The organism is Francisella sp. SYW-2, from assembly GCF_008711475.1.
Lineage (GTDB): Bacteria > Pseudomonadota > Gammaproteobacteria > Francisellales > Francisellaceae > Francisella > Francisella salimarina.
This window is the reverse complement of record NZ_VXKO01000002.1, coordinates 1-18760: the sequence shown is the minus strand read 5'-3', so window position 1 is coordinate 18760 and position 18760 is coordinate 1. Positions and strand designations below refer to the sequence as shown.

Below are 18760 nucleotides of genomic sequence, written 5' to 3'. Positions count from 1 at the left end.
TCCTTTTATTATGAGTTACGTGATTTGATTATTTCATCAGCAATATTATTTGGCACTTCAGAGTACTTCTTAAACTCCATAGAGAATGATGCTCTACCTTGGCTCATAGAACGCACATTCGTAGCATAACCAAACATTTCTGAAAGAGGAACTAGAGCATTAATAACTCTTCCGCTTGGGTTTTCGTCCATCCCTTCGATAATACCTCTTCTTCTGTTAAGGTCACCCATAACATCACCTAAATAATCTTCAGGAGTCACAACCTCAACCTTCATGATTGGCTCAAGTATACAAGCATTTGCTTTCTTAGCACCCTCTTTAAGAGCCATTGAAGCAGCAATTTTAAACGCCATCTCAGATGAGTCAACATCATGGTAAGAACCATCAAATAAAGTAGCCTTAACACCAATCATAGGATAACCAGCTAATACACCATTTTGCATCTGCTCTTCGATACCTTTAGCAACTGAACTAATATACTCTTTTGGTACCACACCACCAACAATCTCGTCAACAAACTCAAAAGTTTTCTCTTCACCAGCATCGTTAGTCTCAACAGCCAATGGTTCAAACTTGACAACAACATGACCATATTGCCCTCTACCACCAGACTGACGAACAAACTTACTATCTTGATCCACAGTTCCACGGATAGTTTCTCTGTAAGCAACCTGAGGGTTACCAACATTTGCTTCAACCTTGAATTCACGCTTCATACGATCAACAATAATATCTAAATGAAGCTCACCCATACCAGAGATAATTGTTTGACCAGACTCTTCATCTGTCTTAACTCTGAAAGATGGATCTTCCGCAGCTAGTTTACCTAACGCAATAGACATCTTCTCTTGATCAGCCTTAGTCTTAGGCTCAACAGCAACAGAAATTACTGGCTCAGGGAATTCCATTCTTTCTAAAATTACTGGCTTATCAAGATCACAAAGAGTATCACCAGTAGTAACATCTTTAAGACCAATACAAGCAGCAATATCACCAGCTCGCACTTCTTTAATCTCTTCACGTTTATTTGAGTGCATCTGTACAATACGGCCGACACGCTCTTTTTTACCTTTTACAGGGTTATATACAGCATCACCAGACTTAAGCACACCCGAATAAACACGTATAAATGTTAGGTTACCAACAAACGGGTCCGTAGCAAGCTTAAACGCAAGAGCTGCAAATGGCTCTTCATCAGATGAAGGACGAGAAGCTAGCTCACCATCTTCTGTCTCACATTTGATAGCAGCAACTTGATTAGGAGCTGGTAAGTATTCGATAACACCATCAAGTACAGCTTGAACACCCTTGTTCTTAAACGCAGATCCACAGAACGCCAATACGATTTCGTTAGCTAACACTCTAGTACGAAGACCTTGTTTAATCTCATCTTCAGAAAGCTCGCCTTCTTCAAGGTACTTTTCCATAAGCTCTTCAGAAGCTTCTGCAGCAGCCTCAATCATCTCCATACGAAGTTCTTCAGCCCTATCTTGAAGCTCAGCCGGAATATCAACAAGATCATAAGTTAGACCCATGTCTTCTTCATTCCACATGATAGCCTTCATCTTCATAAGATCAACAACACCTTTGAAATCTTCTTCAGCACCAATATTTAACTGAACCGGAACAACATTTGCTTTTAAACGCGTTCTAATCTGGCCACACACTCTTTCAAAGTCAGCACCAGATCTATCCATTTTATTTACAAATACGATTCTTGGTACACCATACTTATTAGCCTGACGCCATACAGTCTCTGACTGAGGCTCAACACCAGATGAACCACAGAAGACAACTACCGCACCATCTAGTACACGTAGTGAACGCTCAACCTCAATAGTAAAGTCAACGTGACCCGGAGTGTCAATAATATTTATACGATGCTCTGGAAACTGCTGATCCATACCAGACCAGAAAGTTGTAGTAGCAGCAGAAGTAATTGTAATACCTCTTTCTTGCTCTTGTTCCATCCAATCCATAGTGGCAGCACCATCATGCACCTCACCAATCTTATGAGAAAGACCAGTATAGAATAGAATACGCTCTGTAGTAGTTGTTTTACCTGCGTCAACGTGAGCGCAGATACCAATATTTCTATATTTTTCTAAAGCTGTTTTACGAGGCATTTTCTATTCTCCTATTACCATCTAAAGTGAGCAAATGCTTTGTTAGCTTCAGCCATCTTATGAGTGTCTTCTCTCTTCTTGACAGCAGCACCTCTACCTTCTACAGCCTCTAGAATTTCCGCAGCAACTCTATCACCCATAGTATTTTCTTTTCTCTTACGAGCAGCATCAATTATCCATCTCATACCTAGAGTTTGACGACGCTCTGGTCTAACCTCTACAGGAACCTGATATGTAGCACCACCAACGCGACGAGACTTAACTTCCACCATTGGACTAACACTTTCTAAAGCATTCTCAAACACTTCCACCTCGTTAGCGGATGCATCTTTAGCTTTAATTTTATCAAATGCACCATACACAATCTTTTCTGCCACAGACTTCTTACCATCTAGCATAATATGGTTCACAAACTTAGCAACAACCTGACTCTTAAACTTAGGATCAGGTAGAATATCTCTTTTAGGAGCTCTATTTCTTCTAGACATTTTTACACCTTCTTCAAATGTTAAACTTTAAACACAAATTAAGACTTAGGACGCTTAGTACCATACTTTGAACGACCGTGCTTACGATTATTAACACCTGAAGTATCTAAAGCACCCCTAACAATGTGGTAACGCACACCTGGTAAATCTTTAACCCTACCACCTCTGATAAGCACAACACTATGCTCTTGTAGGTTATGACCTTCACCACCAATGTAGCTTGTTACCTCAAATCCGCTCGTTAATCTTACACGAGCTACTTTTCTAAGTGCTGAGTTAGGCTTCTTAGGAGTTGTAGTATACACCCTAGTACACACACCTCTTCTTTGTGGACACGCCTTTAACGCAGGAACCTTAGACTTAACAACCGATCTCTTGCGAGGGTTGTTCACCAACTGATTAATAGTTGCCATTAGTTATTATTCTCCGTTTTTTATCAGTTTTGTTTTAAATTGATTTCAAATGCCTGACAAGGATGTGATCCCTGCAAAAATAGCATTAGACAGACATAATAACAAAAAAGCAAAAGAAAGAAAAGAAAAAGTATTATTTATCAGAGTTGCCAAAAACAGACTTAAACGCAACATAAAGATAGTTACACATAGAGTAAACCGTAAGAATTACCGCAACATAAAGCATTAAAAAACCTAATAAGATAAACCAAGTATTAAAGCTAGCATAATCCAAAGAGTGCCTAAAATCTATCGCAGGCTTAATCAAAAATATAAATAAAGCCGCCATCTGGGCTGTTGTTTTGATCTTACCCCAAACACCTACCTTAACGACACTACGCTGACCAAGCTCAGCCATCCACTCACGCAGTGCTGATACCAAAATCTCTCGACATATCATAATAATTGCTGGAATTGTTGCCCACCAATAAGGATACATTTCAATAAAAAGACATAATGCAGTAGCCACTATCAACTTATCAGCAACAGGATCCAAAAAAGCACCTAATTTACTTGTTTGCTCCCACTTACGCGCTAAATAGCCATCCAACCAGTCAGTAGCTGCCCCAAGCAAAAATAAAGTAGCTGTAATACCATGATGATGAGGAAAGTCAAAATAATAACAAACTACAATAAAAGGTATTAGAAATAAACGTCCAAAAGTTAGAATATTTGGAATATTAAAAAACATAAATCAAACTCCAGTGTGACCAAACCCACCAGCCGCCCTGACTGTCTGCTGGGAAAAGTCTTCTACAACATCAAACTTTGCTTGAACCACGGGAACAATAACAAGCTGAGCAAATCTCATCAGAGGCTCTATCTCTATAACTTCTTGAGAACGGTTAAAACAAGAAACCATCAACTCACCTTGATAATCAGAGTCAATAAGGCCTGTACCGTTACCCAATACCAAACCTTTCTTGTGCCCCAAACCTGATCTAGGTAAAATCATAGCTGCATAGCCTGAATTTGCGATATTAATTGCAATACCAGTACCAACAAGTTTACACTCCCCAGGATTCAAAAACTCTTTTTGAGATATGCAAGCCCTAAGGTCAACTGCGGCCGAACCTTCTGTACCATATTCAGGCACCTCTTTGACAATGTCTTTATTTAAAATTTTTAGCTCTATATTCAAAACAGCTCTCCTACACAACAAATACACCTGCCAGGTAACCCAATGTAACAAAAATAGGCAGAGCAGGCATATAGCCATCCAACCTATCAAGCACACCACCATGACCAGGCAAAATATTACCACTATCCTTTACACCAGCGATTCGCTTCATCATACTCTCAAAAACATCTCCAACCACTGACAAAGCAGCAACCACAGCCGAAATAACAACCATAGATACATATTCAAAAATGCTCAAATCCATAAATAAAAGAAATATAACCGCAATAACTACCGCACAAGCCATACCACCCAAAAGGCCTTCAATAGTTTTATTTGGGCTCAAGCGAGGAAGCATTTTACGCTTACCCATTGCTTTACCTGTAAAATAAGCTCCACTATCAGCCCCAGCCACAACCAAAATAAACATAAATATCCAAGCAATTGAATTGGTGTGCAACACATATAATGAAGCAGCAAATGGCGAAATCGCAAAAATACCAAGTATCAACATTTCATTGGTAGACAATGCATCAAACTTCTGGCGCTCATATCCGCTAAGTCTATAAATCGCATACAGCCAAAATATTGGAAAAACATACTGAATATAAACAAAAAACTCAGAAACAACAAACAAGATTATCATAAATATCACAAGATAATTAACCGTCTCTTGCTGACTAATCTTTGTGAACTTTAGCCATTCATATGCCGAAAGCATTGCGACCAAAAAGACACCAACACCAAAAAGATAGTCACTTGCATACACAAGCCCCGCAAAAACAAAAATTACTAACAATACTCCTGTTATTATCCTTTCTTTCATACATCCCTCTTATCAAGTTGTTCACCACTCTTACCAAATCTTCTCTGGCGTGAGTTAAAATATTCTTCTGCCTTCTGAAATTCAAACTTAGTAAACTCAGGCCACATAACATCAGTAAAATACATTTCAGCATACGACAGCTGCCACAACATAAAATCACTCAACCTAACCTCGCCACTAGTACGAATAAGTAAATCAACCGGCATCTCGCCAGCGATCGTATAACTAGCAAAATTTTCTTCTGTCACATCACTCAAACGCATCTTACCATTACTTACATCTTCAAAGATAGATTTCATAGCAGTAACAATATCCCATCTTCCAGCATAATCAACTGCCAACCTAAGCTGCAACCCAGTATTGTCTTTTGTAACAGACTCACCATACTCTATCATACGTACAAGCTTGTCTGGCAACCTAGATCGATCACCAATAACTTTAAGAACAATATTATTTTTATGTAGTTTTGGAGTCTTATCTTTGAGAGTCTTATAGAAAAGATCCATCAAATCAGAAACTTCTTTAGCAGGCCTAAGCCAATTATCTCGACCAAAAGCAAAGAGAGTCAGCATCTGAATATTACGCTCAGCACAATACTCTATAGAAGCATCTACACTAGATATAGAATTTCTATGACCAAATATTCTTGGCTTTAGCTTACTTTTAGCCCAACGCCCATTACCATCCATAATTATAGCAACATGCTTAAGAGCATTTTCCTTAGCCAAGGTCATGACAAATACTTATATAAATATTTAAACTACGTAAATAATAAGAAAGAATAGAGTGAAATACAAGTTTTATTAAGAAATCTAATAATTAGACAGCCATTAAATCTTGCTCCTTTTTAACCGCTAACGCATCAGCTTGAGCAATCATTTTATCTGTAATTTTTTGAATATTATCTTCTGCTCTCTTAGCTTCATCTTCAGTTATTTCTTTTTCTTTAAGAAGCTCTTTAATGTCACTATTAGCATCACGACGAATATTTCTAATAGAAACTCTACCACTTTCTGTTTCAGACTTAACAAGCTTAACCATTTCTTTTCTACGCTCTTCATTAAGAGCAGGCATTGGAACTCTCAAACTATCACCAAGGTTAGTTGGGTTAAGACCAAGATCAGAAGTCATAATAGCCTTCTCAATTTGCCCAGAAAGGCCTTTCTCCCATGGAGTAATACCCAACGTTCTTGCGTCAAGCACTGTAACATTTGCCACCTGAGTAATCGGTGTGGCAGAGCCATAATAGTCTATAGTTACATGAGCCAAAATATCAGGATGAGCACGACCCGTTCTGATTTTAGCCAAATCATCGGCTAAAACCTCTAAAGACTTAGTCATTCTGCTTTCAGCATCTTTTAGAATTTCGTTTATCATAAAAACAATCCTTTTTAAAAATCAATTAGTCTAAAGTAACCCACGTACCATGTTTTGAATCAGCAACAGCATCAATCAAAGCATTTGGCTGAGTCAGATCAAAAACATATATTGGAATACCAAAATCCCTGCATTGAGTAAATGCACCCAAATCCATAACATTCAACTCTTTACTAACAACCTCTGAGAAAGTTACTTTTTCAAAGCGCTTAGCATCTGAATGCTTATTAGGATCCTTATCATACACACCATCAACAGTTGTGGCTTTCAACAAAGCATCTGCACCAACCTCGACCGCTCTCAAACTAGCCGTAGTATCTGTAGTCACAAATGGGTTACCAGTACCACCAGCAAATATCAAAACCTTACCCTTCGCAAGCTCCTGATTGAATTCATGTGCACTAGCCACCTTTAACAAACCATCGACACCTTTTGCTGAAAAAGCTTCGGCATCGACACCTTCGCTAATAAGCATATCACGCAAAGCTAAAGCGTTGATTATGGTAGCAATCATACCCATAGAATCAGCGGTAGCTCTTCTGATTTTATTACCAAAATTAGCTCTGCCACCACGCAGGATATTACCACCACCAACAACTATTGCTAGCTCAATACCCGCGTTAACAAGAGTTTTGATTTGATTTATGATAGGGGCAGCAGATTCAACATTTATACCAAAACTTTGATCTGCCGATAAAGATTCTCCACTTAACTTAAGAAGGACCCTCTTAAGCTTTGGAACATTTTGAGAACATTCTAACGAATCATTAGACATATATTAACCTTTGATTTGGCTCATCACCTCTGCCGCGAAGTCTTCTTCTTTCTTCTCGATACCTTCACCAACATCTAGACGGATAAAGCTAACTACTTTAGCTCCCTTGTCTTTAACAAGCTTTTCAACTTTGATGCTAGGATCTTTCACGAAATCTTGACCAGTTAAGCTAACTTCACCAGTGAACTTCTTCATACGACCCACAACCATCTTTTCAGCGATTTCTTTAGGTTTACCAGACTGCATAGCAATCTCTACTTGAATAGCTTGCTCTTTTTCTACAACATCCGCTGGAACATCACTTGGATTAACATACTGAGGATTAGCAGCTGCAACATGCATAGCGATATCTTTAGCAAGCTCATCGTCACCACCTTCTAAAGCAGCAACAACACCGATTCTACCACCATGAATATAAGCACCTAAATTACCAGCTTCGATAGTTTTAACTCTACGAACCTGAATATTCTCACCAATCTTAGCAATTAAAGATTTACGAGCTTCTTCAACTGTTTCACCAGACTCAGTTTTAGCAGCTAAAACTTCTTCGATAGTTGTAGCTTTTGAAGCATGAGCAGCTTTCACAGCGTTTTGAGCAAATGCTTTGAAAGTATCATCTCTAGCAACGAAATCTGTCTCTGAGTTGATTTCAAGTAGAACAGCTCTACCATCAGCAGCATAAACTTCGATAACACCTTCAGCCGCCACACGAGAAGCCTTCTTGTCAGCTTTCGCCTGTCCAGAAATTCTCATTTCTTCAGCAGCTTTTTCAATATCACCAGCAGCAGCAACTAGAGCTTTTTTACACTCCATCATACCAGCACCAGTTCTTTCTCTAAGTTCTTTCACTAATTTAGCAGAAATATTTGACATTGTTTTATCCTTGTTTGTTTCTTATGCTTCTGTAGTTTCTTCAGCTTTTGCTTCTACTGCTCTATCTAAACCTTGTGCATCGATAACAGCATCTGCAAATTTTGCCATATAGAAAGATATTGACTTAACAGCATCATCATTACCAGGGATGATGTAATCAATACCTTCAGGGTTTGAGTTAGTATCTACGATAGATACAACTTTGATACCTAATTTTTGAGCTTCTTGAATAGCGATATGCTCTTTGTTACTATCAATAACAACGATAGCATCAGGTAAGCCACCCATCTCTTTGATTCCACCAAGAACTTTTTCTAGCTTCTCGATAGTTCTGATATTTTGAAGCATTTCTTTCTTAGTTAATGAATCTAAAGTACCATCTTCTTTCATCTTTTCTAACTGAGCAAGTCTTTTGATAGATTGTCTAACAGTCTTATAGTTAGTCAACATACCACCTAGCCATCTATGACTCACAAATGGCATACCACATCTTTTAGCTTCTGCTTCTATGATATCTTGTGCTTGTCTTTTTGTACCAACAAAAAGAACCTTACCGCCATTAGCTACAGTTTTACCAACAAAGTTAACTGCATCTTGGAAAAGAGGAACTGTTTTCTCAAGGTTAATAATATGTACACCATGGTTAATACCGAAGATATATTCTTTCATTTGAGGGTTCCAGAAAGCTTTTTTGTGTCCAAAGTGAACACCAGCAGATAACATTTCTTTCATTAAAGACATTTTGATTTTCCTTATTTGGGTTATATCTAGTATCTTAGTCACGCCAAATATCGAAACCGACACCCTTTGACATAACTTTTGGTTAAAAGATACATGATTTATTAATTAAACATTCTACTTATAATACATAAGCCGTAAAATTTTATCACACTTAATTTATAAATTACAAAAGGTATTTTATATTTATTTAAAATGCTAAAATATTGCAAAATAATTGTAAAAACCCAACATCAAAATGATTTCACTAATAGTAGCTTATGATAAAAACCTTGGGATAGGCAAAGAGAATACATTAGCCTGGAAACTTTCTGAAGATCTTAAAAACTTTAAAAAGATAACTGAGAATAATTATATAGTAATGGGAAGAAAAACCTTTGAATCAATTGGTCGCCCACTCCCTAACCGTAAAAATATCATACTAACTAGAGATAAAGACTACAAGCAGGACAAATGTTTAATAATTAACAGTGTTCAAGAAATCCTAAACTTCGCGCAATCAAAACCTCATTATGAGATTTTTGTAATTGGTGGTGCTCAGATTTATAAGGAATTTTTGCAATATGCCGATAGACTATATATAACTGAAGTCGACACAGAAATGAGTGATCTTGATGCTTTCTTTCCTAAGTGGGACAAATCTAAATACAAACGCATAGGCCATAAACAATTCAAAAAAGATGATAAAAACGAGTTTAACTTTACATTTGCCGTATATGAAAAAACCTCTATCTAATCTTCGGTAAATAAAGCTGTCGATAGGTATCTCTCGGCACTAGACGCAAAGATAACTACTATCAATTTATTCTCATTCTCTATACGTTGTGCTATTTCAATTGCCGCTTTCAATGCTGCACCTGATGAGATACCAGCAGGCACACCCTCTTCACGCGCTACTAAACGAGCATACTCTAAAGCATCCATATCACTAACTGTAACAATATCATCGATCACAGATGTATTTAGAATCTCTGGAACAAAGCCAGCACCTATACCTTGAATTTTATGCGGACCAGATTTACCACCGGATAAAACAGGACTAGATGTAGGTTCCACAGCCACTGCCTTAAAACTAGATTTCTTATGTTTGAGAACTTCGGCAACACCTGTAATGGTACCACCCGTGCCTACACCTGCAACCAAAATATCAATCTCACCATCAGTATCTTGCCAGATTTCCAAGGCTGTTGAAGCCCTGTGTGCTTCTGGGTTAGCTGGATTAGTGAACTGACCCAATATAACACTATCTTTTAATTCTTTTAACAAGTCATTGGCTTTGGCAATTGCTCCAGTCATGCCCTCTGCCGCAGGAGTTAATATAAGCTTGGCTCCAAAGTGTTGTATTAATTTTCGCCTTTCAATCGATACAGTCTCTGGCATAGTAATAATTAGATCATAACCTTTTGCAGCAGCAATAAATGACAGTCCAATCCCCGTATTGCCTGACGTTGGCTCTATCAAAGTTGTAGCACCAGGCTTTATATCGCCAACCTTTTCAGCATTTTCGATAAGATTCAGAGCCACCCTATCCTTTACAGATGAGAGCGGATTAAAAAACTCTAACTTAGCAATTAACTTGGCTTTTAAGTCAAACAATCTCTCAATTTTATGTAACCTAAGCAATGGAGTTTTACCAATAGTTTCACTGAAATTGTCACATATATTCATAGCACAACCTTTTGATACTCTATACAAATAACAATTGATATTCTACCCTATTTGGATGGCTAAAACATCGATTTTATAATAGTATAATAAAACCACAACAACGCTTAGAGGCGCCATGATTAAACTAATACAGCACTATCGAGATCAAGATCCTGCTGCTCCAAGCATTCTTGAGACAATATTTGCATATCCTGGATTACATGCAATATTACTTCATAGACCCGCAAATCTACTATGGCGTTGTAAATTAAAATTTTTGGGTAGACTCCTGTCTCATATATCTAGATTTCTAACAGGAATCGAAATACATCCTGGGGCAACTATCGGCTCATACTGTTTCATTGATCATGGTATGGGTATTGTAATTGGTGAAACAGCAATAGTTGGAAATTATGTATCACTATACCATGGTGTAACTCTTGGCTCATCTGGAAATCCAAAGCTGAGATACACAAAACGTCACCCAACAGTTGAAGATGAAGTAATAATTGGAGCTGGCACTAAAATCTTAGGTGATATAACTATTGGCAAACACTGCAGAGTATCGCCAAACAGTGTAATAACTGAAAGTATGGAGCCATATACTACTGCTCTACCCACACAAACAGAGATAGTTCCTCAACCAACTCAATAAAGCTTCTATAAAAACGGATAGAGAGAGTACTCTTTAATGACACAAAAAAAGCCACTCAAGGTGGCTTTTTAAATTTGGCATCCCGTAGGGGATTCGAACCCCTGTTGCCGCCGTGAAAGGGCGGTGTCCTAGGCCTCTAGACGAACGGGACATAAGACTTTTCAAACCACTGTCTCCAGCGGAATAATGAGTATTATAATGACTTTTAGACTCTAGTCAAGCAGTTTTTAAAAATTTTTGCTTTTTTTATGCTATGACCAATTAATATAGTGAGCTATTAATATAAAAATCCAAGATACGAAGTACATAAAAATAATAAAAGGTATAATCGCTCTTAACCACTTCACATACGATACCCTAGCTAAAGCTAACATTGCCAAAGTCCCTCCTGCTGTTGGAGATATCATATAAGTAAAGCCATCTCCAACTTGGAATGCTAATATCATAAGCTGTCTTTTCATTTCTACCATATCAGCGACAGGAATTAGGATAGGCATAGTAGCCAGAGCCTGTCCAGACCCACCAGGGATAAAGAAATTTATAACACTTTGAACTAATGTCATCAAAATAGCGGAAACAGAAGCTGGAATATAACTAAGCATATCACCTAGGTAATAAATAATAGAATCTATTATTTGACCCTCTTTAAGAATCACCTGAATAGCTGCAGCCAGACCAATAACTAAAGCTCCAGGAGTAACTCTCGACGCTCCCTCCATCATAAACTTCACATACTGATTAGGGTTATATTTACAAATAACTGCAACAAGCATAGATATAATTAAAAATACCGCAGCAATCTGATTAATATACCAAGGCATACCTAAGACTGATCGCCCATCAGATTTTGTTATACCTGAAAGGATTGAACAAACAGCTATAACAAGTATTCCTAAAGCAAAAACCAGTATGATCAAAATATCTCTTAGGCTCATATGATAATCTTCAATATTTTTAGATAAAAGCGCTTTCCCTTCTTGACACTCTTCTTTAGGAGCTATGAATTTTGCTATATAAAAACCCAATATAGTCAAAGCTACAAAAACCATAATAGTTCGTAAACCAGCTCCTGAAAATAATGGTAAATCAGCTATTTTTTGCGCAACCCCAATAGTATATGGATTTATAGGAGACAGAGCAAAACCCATGCCTATACCACCAACAGCAATACATACACCAACAACTCTTGAAAGACCAAGAGCTGCTGATATTATCAAAGCTACAGGCACTAGTGCGATATTATTCTCATAACCAACAGCTATTCCAAAAATACCATAGATATAAGTAGCCAAAAAGATTAGCAATGTCTTTCTCTTAAAACCTATATGCTTAACTGCGGTTCCTATGGCATGCTCTAATGCTTGTGATTTATCAAGAAGGTGAAATAAACCTCCAGCAATAAATACTATAAACAAATATTCCGAAGCTGATTCTAGCCCTTTTGGAATTGCTTCAAACACGCCAAATAAACTAATACCATGATTAGGTAAACGATGAAAAAACTTAGTACCAACTGTAGTAACTCCACTAGCTACATCTTTTGTGAATTCGCCTGCTGGAATAATATATGTCAAAATCGAAGCCAGGATTATAACAATAAATATTATAACCATTGGGTCACTAATTTTGTGATACCACTTTGACTCCAATCTAGCTTTATCACTCATAGTATTACTTCCTATGAGTAATCAATTTTTTGCAAGAATCTCTGTATAACTTTAGCAGCTATAACAGCATCATTATAATCTATCTCTTCTTCAAAATGATGGCTTAAACCATCTTTACAACGCAAGAATAACATTGAGATAGGAGTAAGATTAATCATAGCTAAACCATCATGACCAGCACCACTAAACAATGAAAAAGGAGCTTCACCTTCTTCTTTTATAGCATCAAGAAGTTGATCTTGCATCTTCTCATCACAGAAAGGTCCTTCCATCTCATAATTTTTAGTATAAGAAATTTTCACACTATATTCTTGTTCAACACTTTTAAAGAATTCAGCAATTTTTTCCATTGCTTCTTTTCTCAAACTACTATGTGGAGAGCGTATTTCAATCGTCATATCAACATGATCAGGAATCACATTAACAGCATTAGGAGATACATTTAGCTCACCAACAACACCAACTAAATCTTCTGTTGATTTGAATAGTTTATCGACGAAACGAATAATCTCTGCTCCAGCAACCAAAGCATCTTGTCTCATATTCATAGGAGTTGTACCAGCATGGTTTGCCTTACCTTGAATATTTACAGCATACCTTTGTATCCCTGTGATAGCAGTTACCACGCCAACTGGAAGCCCTTTTTGTTCAAGAACTGGACCTTGCTCAATATGTGCTTCAAAGAACCCAAGAACATCATCTTTATTTCTTTTACATTTAGCAATTTCATCTGGATTGGCTCCGATTGATTTAAGAGCATCATAAATTGATATACCATCTTTATCAGTCGCTTTTATTAAGGCATCTAGAGATACATCTCCATTTAAAGCTTTACTTCCCAATAAAGTCTCTGGAAAGCGAATACCTTCTTCATCACCAAAAGCTATGAGCTCAATACTATAATCAAGCTCAATACCCGCATCGTGCATTTTTTTCAGCACATATAATGGTAAAAGTACACCTAATATTCCATCATATTTTCCACCTTCAATAACACTATCTTGATGAGATCCTATAATTAAGGTTTTAGAGGTTTTTTTACCTTGCTTTCTGCCAACAACATTTCCCAAAGCATCTAAATGAGTTTCAAAACCTGCTTCTTGCATCCAGCCATCTATAACAGGGATAATTTGCTTATGCTCTTTACTACAAAATAATCTAGTAACTCCTTTTTGTGATGAGCTAAAAGTTGCTGCTGTATCAAAGTACTTTTTTAACTCTGCAATATCATAATTAATCTTCATATTTATCTCTCTTATAGTTTTTCTTATTAAAAAATATCTTCTATCCAGCTTTATGTGGATTATTTATAGTTGGTATGGATTTTATAAATTCTTGATAACTGTTTGCAGTATAATATGAATATAGTTTTCGAATATCGGTTATAACTCCATTTTCAGAATAATCGACCCTTAGGTCACAAGGTGGAAGGTCTTCACTAACAACCCTTATAGCTATTGAAACAGCTCCTTGTTTATCTCCTCCAGCTAACAATCCTGCCTCTAGCGAATCTATAATTTGTTCAACAAAATCATCACTTTTTGAGTTCTCATACGCAGAAATCATATTATCTAAAACCCGCTTACCAACTAGACGATTCCCTGCAACAGCTAAATTCTTCTTAAGGATATGTCCACAGAATGAATCGTTAAACTCACCTGTCCAACCAGCTGTATTACCCTGCTTATCCATGAGAATAAATTGGCGATAATTTGAATTAAGATCTTTTTCAATAATTCTATTAAGAACTTGTGTTGAGTTTTGGTCTTTTAGTAACTCTTCTGCCCAATAGTGGTAAAGATGGTTGGTATAATACCCCTGTGTAGCTGAAACTATCTGATTTGGTAAAGCGTGATGAACAAAGCCTCCTACAGCAACAGATGCTGTAATAGTCCCTACGCCATACTGTTTACCTTTTTTAGCAATAATTGAATAAGTCAAAACAAAACCAAAAGTTAAGTACTAAACTTAAATACTAAATGTTTTGTATACAGATATCTAGATATTAACTTTTAGATTTTATAAAAAATGAAGAAGGTAAAAATATAGGATTATAGTTCACAAAGCTCTTTGATTGCTTTTTGCAGTCTGGACAACACTTTTTCTTTACTCAAAAGCTTCAGAGTAATACCAATATCAGGTGATTGTCCCGATCCTGTAATAGCAATACGTAATGGCATACCAACTTTACCCATACCAACTTCACATTGCTCTGCTGTAGCACTTACAACTCCATGTAAAGCACTAGGATCTTGCCATTGCTCTTGCTTTAATGATTCAAAATTCTCTAGAAGTTGAATAAATATTGTCCCCGTTGCTGCTTTGATATGCTTCTTAACCGCTTTTTCATCATAACAAACATCTTCACTATAAAAATAATCAGATTTTTCCGCAAGCTCTACTAAAGTATCAACTTTTTCTGCCATAACAGCTACTAGATCTTGAAGCTCAGGGCCGTTAGAGATATCCAAACCAGCTTTGACAAAATGATATTCAACTTCTGTCCTAATATCCTTAAAGTTAGATTCTTTGATGTAGTGTTTGTTTAACCACTTAAGTTTCTCAAAATCAAAACGTGATGGCGATGCACTGATGTGCTCCAAATTAAAGGATTCTATCATTTCATCTATAGAAAAAACCTCTTGATCCCCATGCGACCACCCAAGTCTAACTAAATAATTAAGTATAGCCTGAGGTAAATAACCATCTTCACGGTACTGCATAACATTGACCGCACCATGTCGCTTAGACAACTTCGCCCCATCTGGACCAAGAATCATTGGAACATGTGCAAATACGGGAACATGAGCATTTAAGGCTTTGTATATGTTGATTTGTTTAGGAGTATTATTAACATGATCATCTCCACGAATAATATGTGTAATATCCATATCTATATCATCAACAACCACACAAAAATTATAAGTAGGTGAACCATCTGCTCTTTGGATAATCATGTCATCAAGCTCTTGATTAGCAATTGAAATCCTACCCTTTACAGCATCATCCCAACTTACAACTCCGTCAGTAGGATTTTTGAATCTAACTACAAAACTATCGCCCTCTTTTGGCACATAGCCTGTATCACGACATTTACCATCATAACCAGTTTTAAGATTATTTGCTTGCTGGTACTCTCTTAGCTCATCCAGCCTTTCTTTAGAACAATTACAATAATATGCCTTACCTTCTATTATCAATTGCTTAATAACTTCATGATATCTATCAAAACGCTTTGTCTGATAGTAAATTTCGCCATCATTTTCTAACCCAAGCCAGCTCATACCATCTAAAATCGCATCCACTGCTTCCTGAGTAGACCTTTCTAAATCAGTATCTTCGATTCTTAAGATAAAATTACCTTTTTTATTCTTAGCATAAAGCCAACTGAAAAGCGCTGTACGCACCCCCCCAACATGTAAAAAACCTGTTGGACTTGGTGCAAATCTTGTTGTGATCATATAATAAGTACCTTGAATATAAAATTGCTTAAAGATTAAACTAGAAATAGGTTTCTTGCAAGAGTTAGCAGATCGAATTAGGATACTGTTTTTGGAAAGAGTTATCCATTATATAATACCACCTTTTGTCATTTTGTATGGATCAACGGCTCGACTAAACTCCTCTTCAGACAAAAAACCAAGAGCTTTATTTGCCTCAGCTAACGATAAGTTGTTACTATCTGCATAATGCGCCATTTTAGAAGCTTTATCATAGCCTATCACTGGACTAAGAGCTGTAACAAGCATCAATGAATTTTTGAGATAAGAATCTATTTTGTCATGATTTGGCATCATTCCTTCTAAAAGATATTTTGTAAAGTTCACACAACTATCTGAAATAATCTTAATCGATTGAATAATATTAAAAATAATCAAGGGCTTATAGACATTCATTTCAAGATATCCTGCAGAGCCACCGATACCAACAGCAACATCATAACCCATTACTTGAGCAGCAACCATTGCCATAGCTTCACATTGTGTAGGATTAACCTTTCCAGGCATAATTGATGATCCAGGCTCATTCTCAGGGATTAACAACTCATGAAACCCTGCTCTAGGGCCACAGCTTAATAAGCGAATGTCATTAGCAATCTTAAATAGTGAATTTGCTAAAGTTTTGAGCTGACCCATAATCGCAACTAAAGCGTCATGTGAACCTTGCACCTCGAATTTATTTGTGGCTGTAACAAATGGTAACCCAGTAATAGAAGCGATATGTTTCGCTACAATTTCAGCAAAGCCATTAGGTGCATTTAAGCCAGTACCAACAGCTGTTCCTCCGAGAGCTAACTCATATACATCTTTTAAAGATTGTTTGATTCTTTCAATATTTTTCTCAAGTAGCGCCGCATAGCCTGAAAACTCCTGTCCGAGAGTTAGTGGCACAGCATCTTGCATATGAGTTCTGCCAATCTTAGCGATAGCTTGCCAGTCGTTGCTCTTTCTTTTTAGATCCTCATACATGTATTCGAGAGTTGGTAATAATTGTTTATTTATCTCAAAAGCAGTAGCAATATACATCGCACTTGGAAAGGCATCATTTGATGATTGTGACATGTTGACATCATCATTTGGATGAATAGGAGATTTACTACCCTTTTTGCCACCTAGTAGCTCAATCGCTCTGTTTGAAATAACCTCATTGACATTCATATTTGATTGCGTACCACTGCCGGTCATCCAAACATGTAGTGGAAAATGATTATCAAGCTGGCCGGAAATTATCTCATCAGAAACTGTAACAATGATATCTCGCTTATTTGTAGGCAAAGTACCTAGCTCATTATTGGTAATTGCCGCTGCTTTTTTGATAATGGCTAAAGCCTTGATAACTTCTATAGGCATCAAATCCTTACCTATAGAGAAATGCTCTATAGATCGCTGAGTTTGAGCACCCCAATAATATCTGTCATCAACTTTGACTTCCCCCATACTATCAGTTTCTATTCTATACAAAGCCATCACCCACAGTGAACATCTTGATAAATCTAAGATAACATCAATAACACTAAAAACAAACTTAACAAATAGCATAATAGATCACTATTGAATTTAGTAACTAAAGAATATTAAATATTGCTTATAAGCTAATTATGGATATCAGTTACCATGGAATTATTTGAATTTTTGATTGATCCTAACTACAAGTTACTATTAGTTATCCCTGTAGCAATACTCTATTATGCACTTAATTTTTTATTTGGTGAAACTGAGAAAGTAAATGTCTTTAGTCATCATAAGATAAAAGATATGGCTGAAATAATAGAGAAAATAAACTCTACTACAGACCCTATCGCTAGAGCAGCTTTGTATTTACAATTTAAGATAGATCATAAAAACTTTCTCAAGCGTGAATTTGCAATAGCTCCACCGAGATTTAGAGATATTTACTTACTAAATAAACTTACTGAGTACCTTTCTTTTCAAGAAATAAAAAAATTAAACAAACTAAAAGCCGTTATTTTTGATAATAAAAACAATACTTTTTATATTACTCCAAGTTTAAAAATCCTAAGGAAAGTAATAACTAGTTTCATTACGTTTATACTTTTAACACTATTAGCATTTTTAGTGTTAATAGTCTTTGATAAAATCATCTATCTAAACTTTGAAATAAAAGGCAGTATAAAAATAATGAGATATTTCTATGAAACTATGATCTCAATATTTATGTTACTAATGTATATAAAAACTTTAAGATCAATTTCACTAATAATATTTCTAAAAAAAGATTTCCCAAAAATAATAACTAAGCTACCAGAAAACTTTAACTGGAAATGTCCTATAAGGGTTAATTGCTAAATAACTTTAAGATGAGTCTATAACTCAAAAAACATTGTTGTATATTTTTGAATCAAATATACTGAGTTAATCTTTTGATAAAAAAGGCTGTTGAGTTAATGAAAGCCCTTTTTCATATGTTTTAATATTGAGTATTTTTTAGATAAATCTGACTCAAAATCTTACTTTTGTGTTTCATATCAGCATTTTATGCTGATATGAATACACCT

Annotated in this window: 20 protein-coding genes and 1 tRNA gene; 3 read left to right on the top strand and 18 right to left on the bottom strand. The window is 36.3% G+C overall.

Going from position 1 to position 18760, the window contains the following annotated elements; all coding sequences use genetic code 11:
- Nucleotides 1-8: 8 nt before the first annotated feature.
- The 11 genes from fusA to rpsB form a co-directional block, all read right to left on the bottom strand.
- Complete coding sequence (fusA, locus tag F3D57_RS01075) at nucleotides 9-2126, bottom strand: elongation factor G (RefSeq protein ID WP_150464902.1); 2118 nt, start codon at nucleotides 2124-2126, stop codon at nucleotides 9-11.
- A gap of 14 nt (nucleotides 2127-2140) precedes the next feature.
- Nucleotides 2141-2614: a 30S ribosomal protein S7 gene (gene rpsG, locus F3D57_RS01070; protein ID WP_013922016.1), complete on the bottom strand. Its 474-nt coding sequence runs from the start codon at nucleotides 2612-2614 to the stop codon at nucleotides 2141-2143.
- Between the two features lie 38 nt (nucleotides 2615-2652).
- Nucleotides 2653-3027 (bottom strand): 30S ribosomal protein S12, encoded by a 375-nt coding sequence (rpsL, locus tag F3D57_RS01065; RefSeq protein WP_003035357.1) that lies wholly within the window; start codon nucleotides 3025-3027, stop codon nucleotides 2653-2655.
- Nucleotides 3028-3160: 133 nt separating this feature from the next.
- The gene (pgsA, locus tag F3D57_RS01060) at nucleotides 3161-3757 is read right to left on the bottom strand and encodes a CDP-diacylglycerol--glycerol-3-phosphate 3-phosphatidyltransferase (protein WP_150464901.1); all 597 of its coding nucleotides are present in this window, start codon (nucleotides 3755-3757) and stop codon (nucleotides 3161-3163) included.
- Between the two features lie 3 nt (nucleotides 3758-3760).
- Nucleotides 3761-4207 (bottom strand): dUTP diphosphatase, encoded by a 447-nt coding sequence (dut, locus tag F3D57_RS01055; protein ID WP_146421723.1) that lies wholly within the window; start codon nucleotides 4205-4207, stop codon nucleotides 3761-3763.
- Nucleotides 4208-4217: 10 nt separating this feature from the next.
- Entirely contained in the window at nucleotides 4218-5012 is a 795-nt protein-coding gene (locus tag F3D57_RS01050; protein WP_150464900.1) for a phosphatidate cytidylyltransferase, read from the bottom strand.
- On the bottom strand, nucleotides 5009-5746 hold the full coding sequence (uppS, locus tag F3D57_RS01045) for a polyprenyl diphosphate synthase (protein WP_013922012.1): 738 nt from the start codon (nucleotides 5744-5746) through the stop codon (nucleotides 5009-5011). The genes F3D57_RS01050 and uppS overlap by 4 nt, the downstream gene beginning before the upstream one ends.
- Nucleotides 5747-5831: 85 nt before the next feature.
- Nucleotides 5832-6389 carry a ribosome recycling factor gene (frr, locus tag F3D57_RS01040; protein ID WP_013922011.1) on the bottom strand — a complete coding sequence of 186 codons (558 nt, stop codon included), beginning with the start codon at nucleotides 6387-6389 and terminating at the stop codon, nucleotides 5832-5834.
- Between the two features lie 25 nt (nucleotides 6390-6414).
- The gene (gene pyrH, locus F3D57_RS01035) at nucleotides 6415-7164 is read right to left on the bottom strand and encodes a UMP kinase (protein ID WP_150464899.1); all 750 of its coding nucleotides are present in this window, start codon (nucleotides 7162-7164) and stop codon (nucleotides 6415-6417) included.
- Between the two features lie 3 nt (nucleotides 7165-7167).
- Nucleotides 7168-8037, bottom strand: a complete 870-nt coding sequence (gene tsf / locus F3D57_RS01030; protein ID WP_149369141.1) for a translation elongation factor Ts — start codon at nucleotides 8035-8037, stop codon at nucleotides 7168-7170.
- A 21-nt stretch (nucleotides 8038-8058) separates the two neighbouring features.
- Nucleotides 8059-8778 carry a 30S ribosomal protein S2 gene (rpsB, locus tag F3D57_RS01025; protein ID WP_013922008.1) on the bottom strand — a complete coding sequence of 240 codons (720 nt, stop codon included), beginning with the start codon at nucleotides 8776-8778 and terminating at the stop codon, nucleotides 8059-8061.
- Nucleotides 8779-9013: 235 nt separating this feature from the next.
- Between rpsB and F3D57_RS01020 the strand changes: the two genes are divergently transcribed.
- Entirely contained in the window at nucleotides 9014-9511 is a 498-nt protein-coding gene (locus tag F3D57_RS01020; RefSeq protein ID WP_150464898.1) for a dihydrofolate reductase, read from the top strand.
- Here the strand turns inward: F3D57_RS01020 and cysK are convergent.
- The gene (gene cysK / locus F3D57_RS01015; protein ID WP_150464897.1) at nucleotides 9508-10443 is read right to left on the bottom strand and encodes a cysteine synthase A; all 936 of its coding nucleotides are present in this window, start codon (nucleotides 10441-10443) and stop codon (nucleotides 9508-9510) included. The genes F3D57_RS01020 and cysK overlap by 4 nt on opposite strands.
- Before the next feature lie 115 nt (nucleotides 10444-10558).
- Between cysK and epsC the strand changes: the two genes are divergently transcribed.
- Nucleotides 10559-11077, top strand: coding sequence for a serine O-acetyltransferase EpsC (epsC, locus tag F3D57_RS01010; protein WP_150464896.1), 519 nt, complete (start codon nucleotides 10559-10561; stop codon nucleotides 11075-11077).
- A 75-nt stretch (nucleotides 11078-11152) separates the two neighbouring features.
- On the opposite strand, the gene F3D57_RS01005 is transcribed toward epsC, so the two are convergent.
- From F3D57_RS01005 to fumC, 6 genes are all read right to left on the bottom strand, one after another.
- Nucleotides 11153-11228, bottom strand: a tRNA-Glu gene (locus F3D57_RS01005).
- Between the two features lie 100 nt (nucleotides 11229-11328).
- Nucleotides 11329-12744, bottom strand: coding sequence for a YfcC family protein (locus F3D57_RS01000; protein WP_150464895.1), 1416 nt, complete (start codon nucleotides 12742-12744; stop codon nucleotides 11329-11331).
- A gap of 11 nt (nucleotides 12745-12755) precedes the next feature.
- Nucleotides 12756-13988 (bottom strand): M20 family metallo-hydrolase, encoded by a 1233-nt coding sequence (locus F3D57_RS00995; RefSeq protein WP_150464894.1) that lies wholly within the window; start codon nucleotides 13986-13988, stop codon nucleotides 12756-12758.
- A 40-nt stretch (nucleotides 13989-14028) separates the two neighbouring features.
- Nucleotides 14029-14685, bottom strand: coding sequence for a DUF1028 domain-containing protein (locus F3D57_RS00990; protein WP_150464893.1), 657 nt, complete (start codon nucleotides 14683-14685; stop codon nucleotides 14029-14031).
- Nucleotides 14686-14795: 110 nt separating this feature from the next.
- On the bottom strand, nucleotides 14796-16205 hold the full coding sequence (gltX, locus tag F3D57_RS00985) for a glutamate--tRNA ligase (protein WP_150464892.1): 1410 nt from the start codon (nucleotides 16203-16205) through the stop codon (nucleotides 14796-14798).
- Nucleotides 16206-16313: 108 nt separating this feature from the next.
- A complete protein-coding gene (gene fumC / locus F3D57_RS00980) occupies nucleotides 16314-17705 on the bottom strand; it encodes a class II fumarate hydratase (protein ID WP_150464957.1) in 1392 nt (463 codons plus the stop codon).
- Nucleotides 17706-17858: 153 nt separating this feature from the next.
- Between fumC and F3D57_RS00975 the strand changes: the two genes are divergently transcribed.
- Complete coding sequence (locus tag F3D57_RS00975) at nucleotides 17859-18551, top strand: hypothetical protein (RefSeq protein WP_150464891.1); 693 nt, start codon at nucleotides 17859-17861, stop codon at nucleotides 18549-18551.
- Nucleotides 18552-18760: the final 209 nt, after the last annotated feature.

Excerpts from the sequence above, each read along its gene's own strand:
- fusA (WP_150464902.1), bottom strand. The coding sequence starts at position 2,126 with ATGCCTCGTAAAACAGCTTTAGAAAAATATAGAAATATTGGTATCTGC.
- frr (WP_013922011.1), bottom strand. The coding sequence starts at position 6,389 with ATGATAAACGAAATTCTAAAAGATGCTGAAAGCAGAATGACTAAGTCT.
- rpsG (WP_013922016.1), bottom strand. The coding sequence starts at position 2,614 with ATGTCTAGAAGAAATAGAGCTCCTAAAAGAGATATTCTACCTGATCCT.
- epsC (WP_150464896.1), top strand. The coding sequence starts at position 10,559 with ATGATTAAACTAATACAGCACTATCGAGATCAAGATCCTGCTGCTCCA.
- gltX (WP_150464892.1), bottom strand. The coding sequence starts at position 16,205 with ATGATCACAACAAGATTTGCACCAAGTCCAACAGGTTTTTTACATGTT.
- F3D57_RS00975 (WP_150464891.1), top strand. The coding sequence starts at position 17,859 with ATGGAATTATTTGAATTTTTGATTGATCCTAACTACAAGTTACTATTA.
- F3D57_RS01000 (WP_150464895.1), bottom strand. The coding sequence starts at position 12,744 with ATGAGTGATAAAGCTAGATTGGAGTCAAAGTGGTATCACAAAATTAGT.
- F3D57_RS01050 (WP_150464900.1), bottom strand. The coding sequence starts at position 5,012 with ATGAAAGAAAGGATAATAACAGGAGTATTGTTAGTAATTTTTGTTTTT.
- pyrH (WP_150464899.1), bottom strand. The coding sequence starts at position 7,164 with ATGTCTAATGATTCGTTAGAATGTTCTCAAAATGTTCCAAAGCTTAAG.
- tsf (WP_149369141.1), bottom strand. The coding sequence starts at position 8,037 with ATGTCAAATATTTCTGCTAAATTAGTGAAAGAACTTAGAGAAAGAACT.
- F3D57_RS00995 (WP_150464894.1), bottom strand. The coding sequence starts at position 13,988 with ATGAAGATTAATTATGATATTGCAGAGTTAAAAAAGTACTTTGATACA.
- uppS (WP_013922012.1), bottom strand. The coding sequence starts at position 5,746 with ATGACCTTGGCTAAGGAAAATGCTCTTAAGCATGTTGCTATAATTATG.
- rpsB (WP_013922008.1), bottom strand. The coding sequence starts at position 8,778 with ATGTCTTTAATGAAAGAAATGTTATCTGCTGGTGTTCACTTTGGACAC.
- F3D57_RS01020 (WP_150464898.1), top strand. The coding sequence starts at position 9,014 with ATGATTTCACTAATAGTAGCTTATGATAAAAACCTTGGGATAGGCAAA.
- cysK (WP_150464897.1), bottom strand. The coding sequence starts at position 10,443 with ATGAATATATGTGACAATTTCAGTGAAACTATTGGTAAAACTCCATTG.
- rpsL (WP_003035357.1), bottom strand. The coding sequence starts at position 3,027 with ATGGCAACTATTAATCAGTTGGTGAACAACCCTCGCAAGAGATCGGTT.
- pgsA (WP_150464901.1), bottom strand. The coding sequence starts at position 3,757 with ATGTTTTTTAATATTCCAAATATTCTAACTTTTGGACGTTTATTTCTA.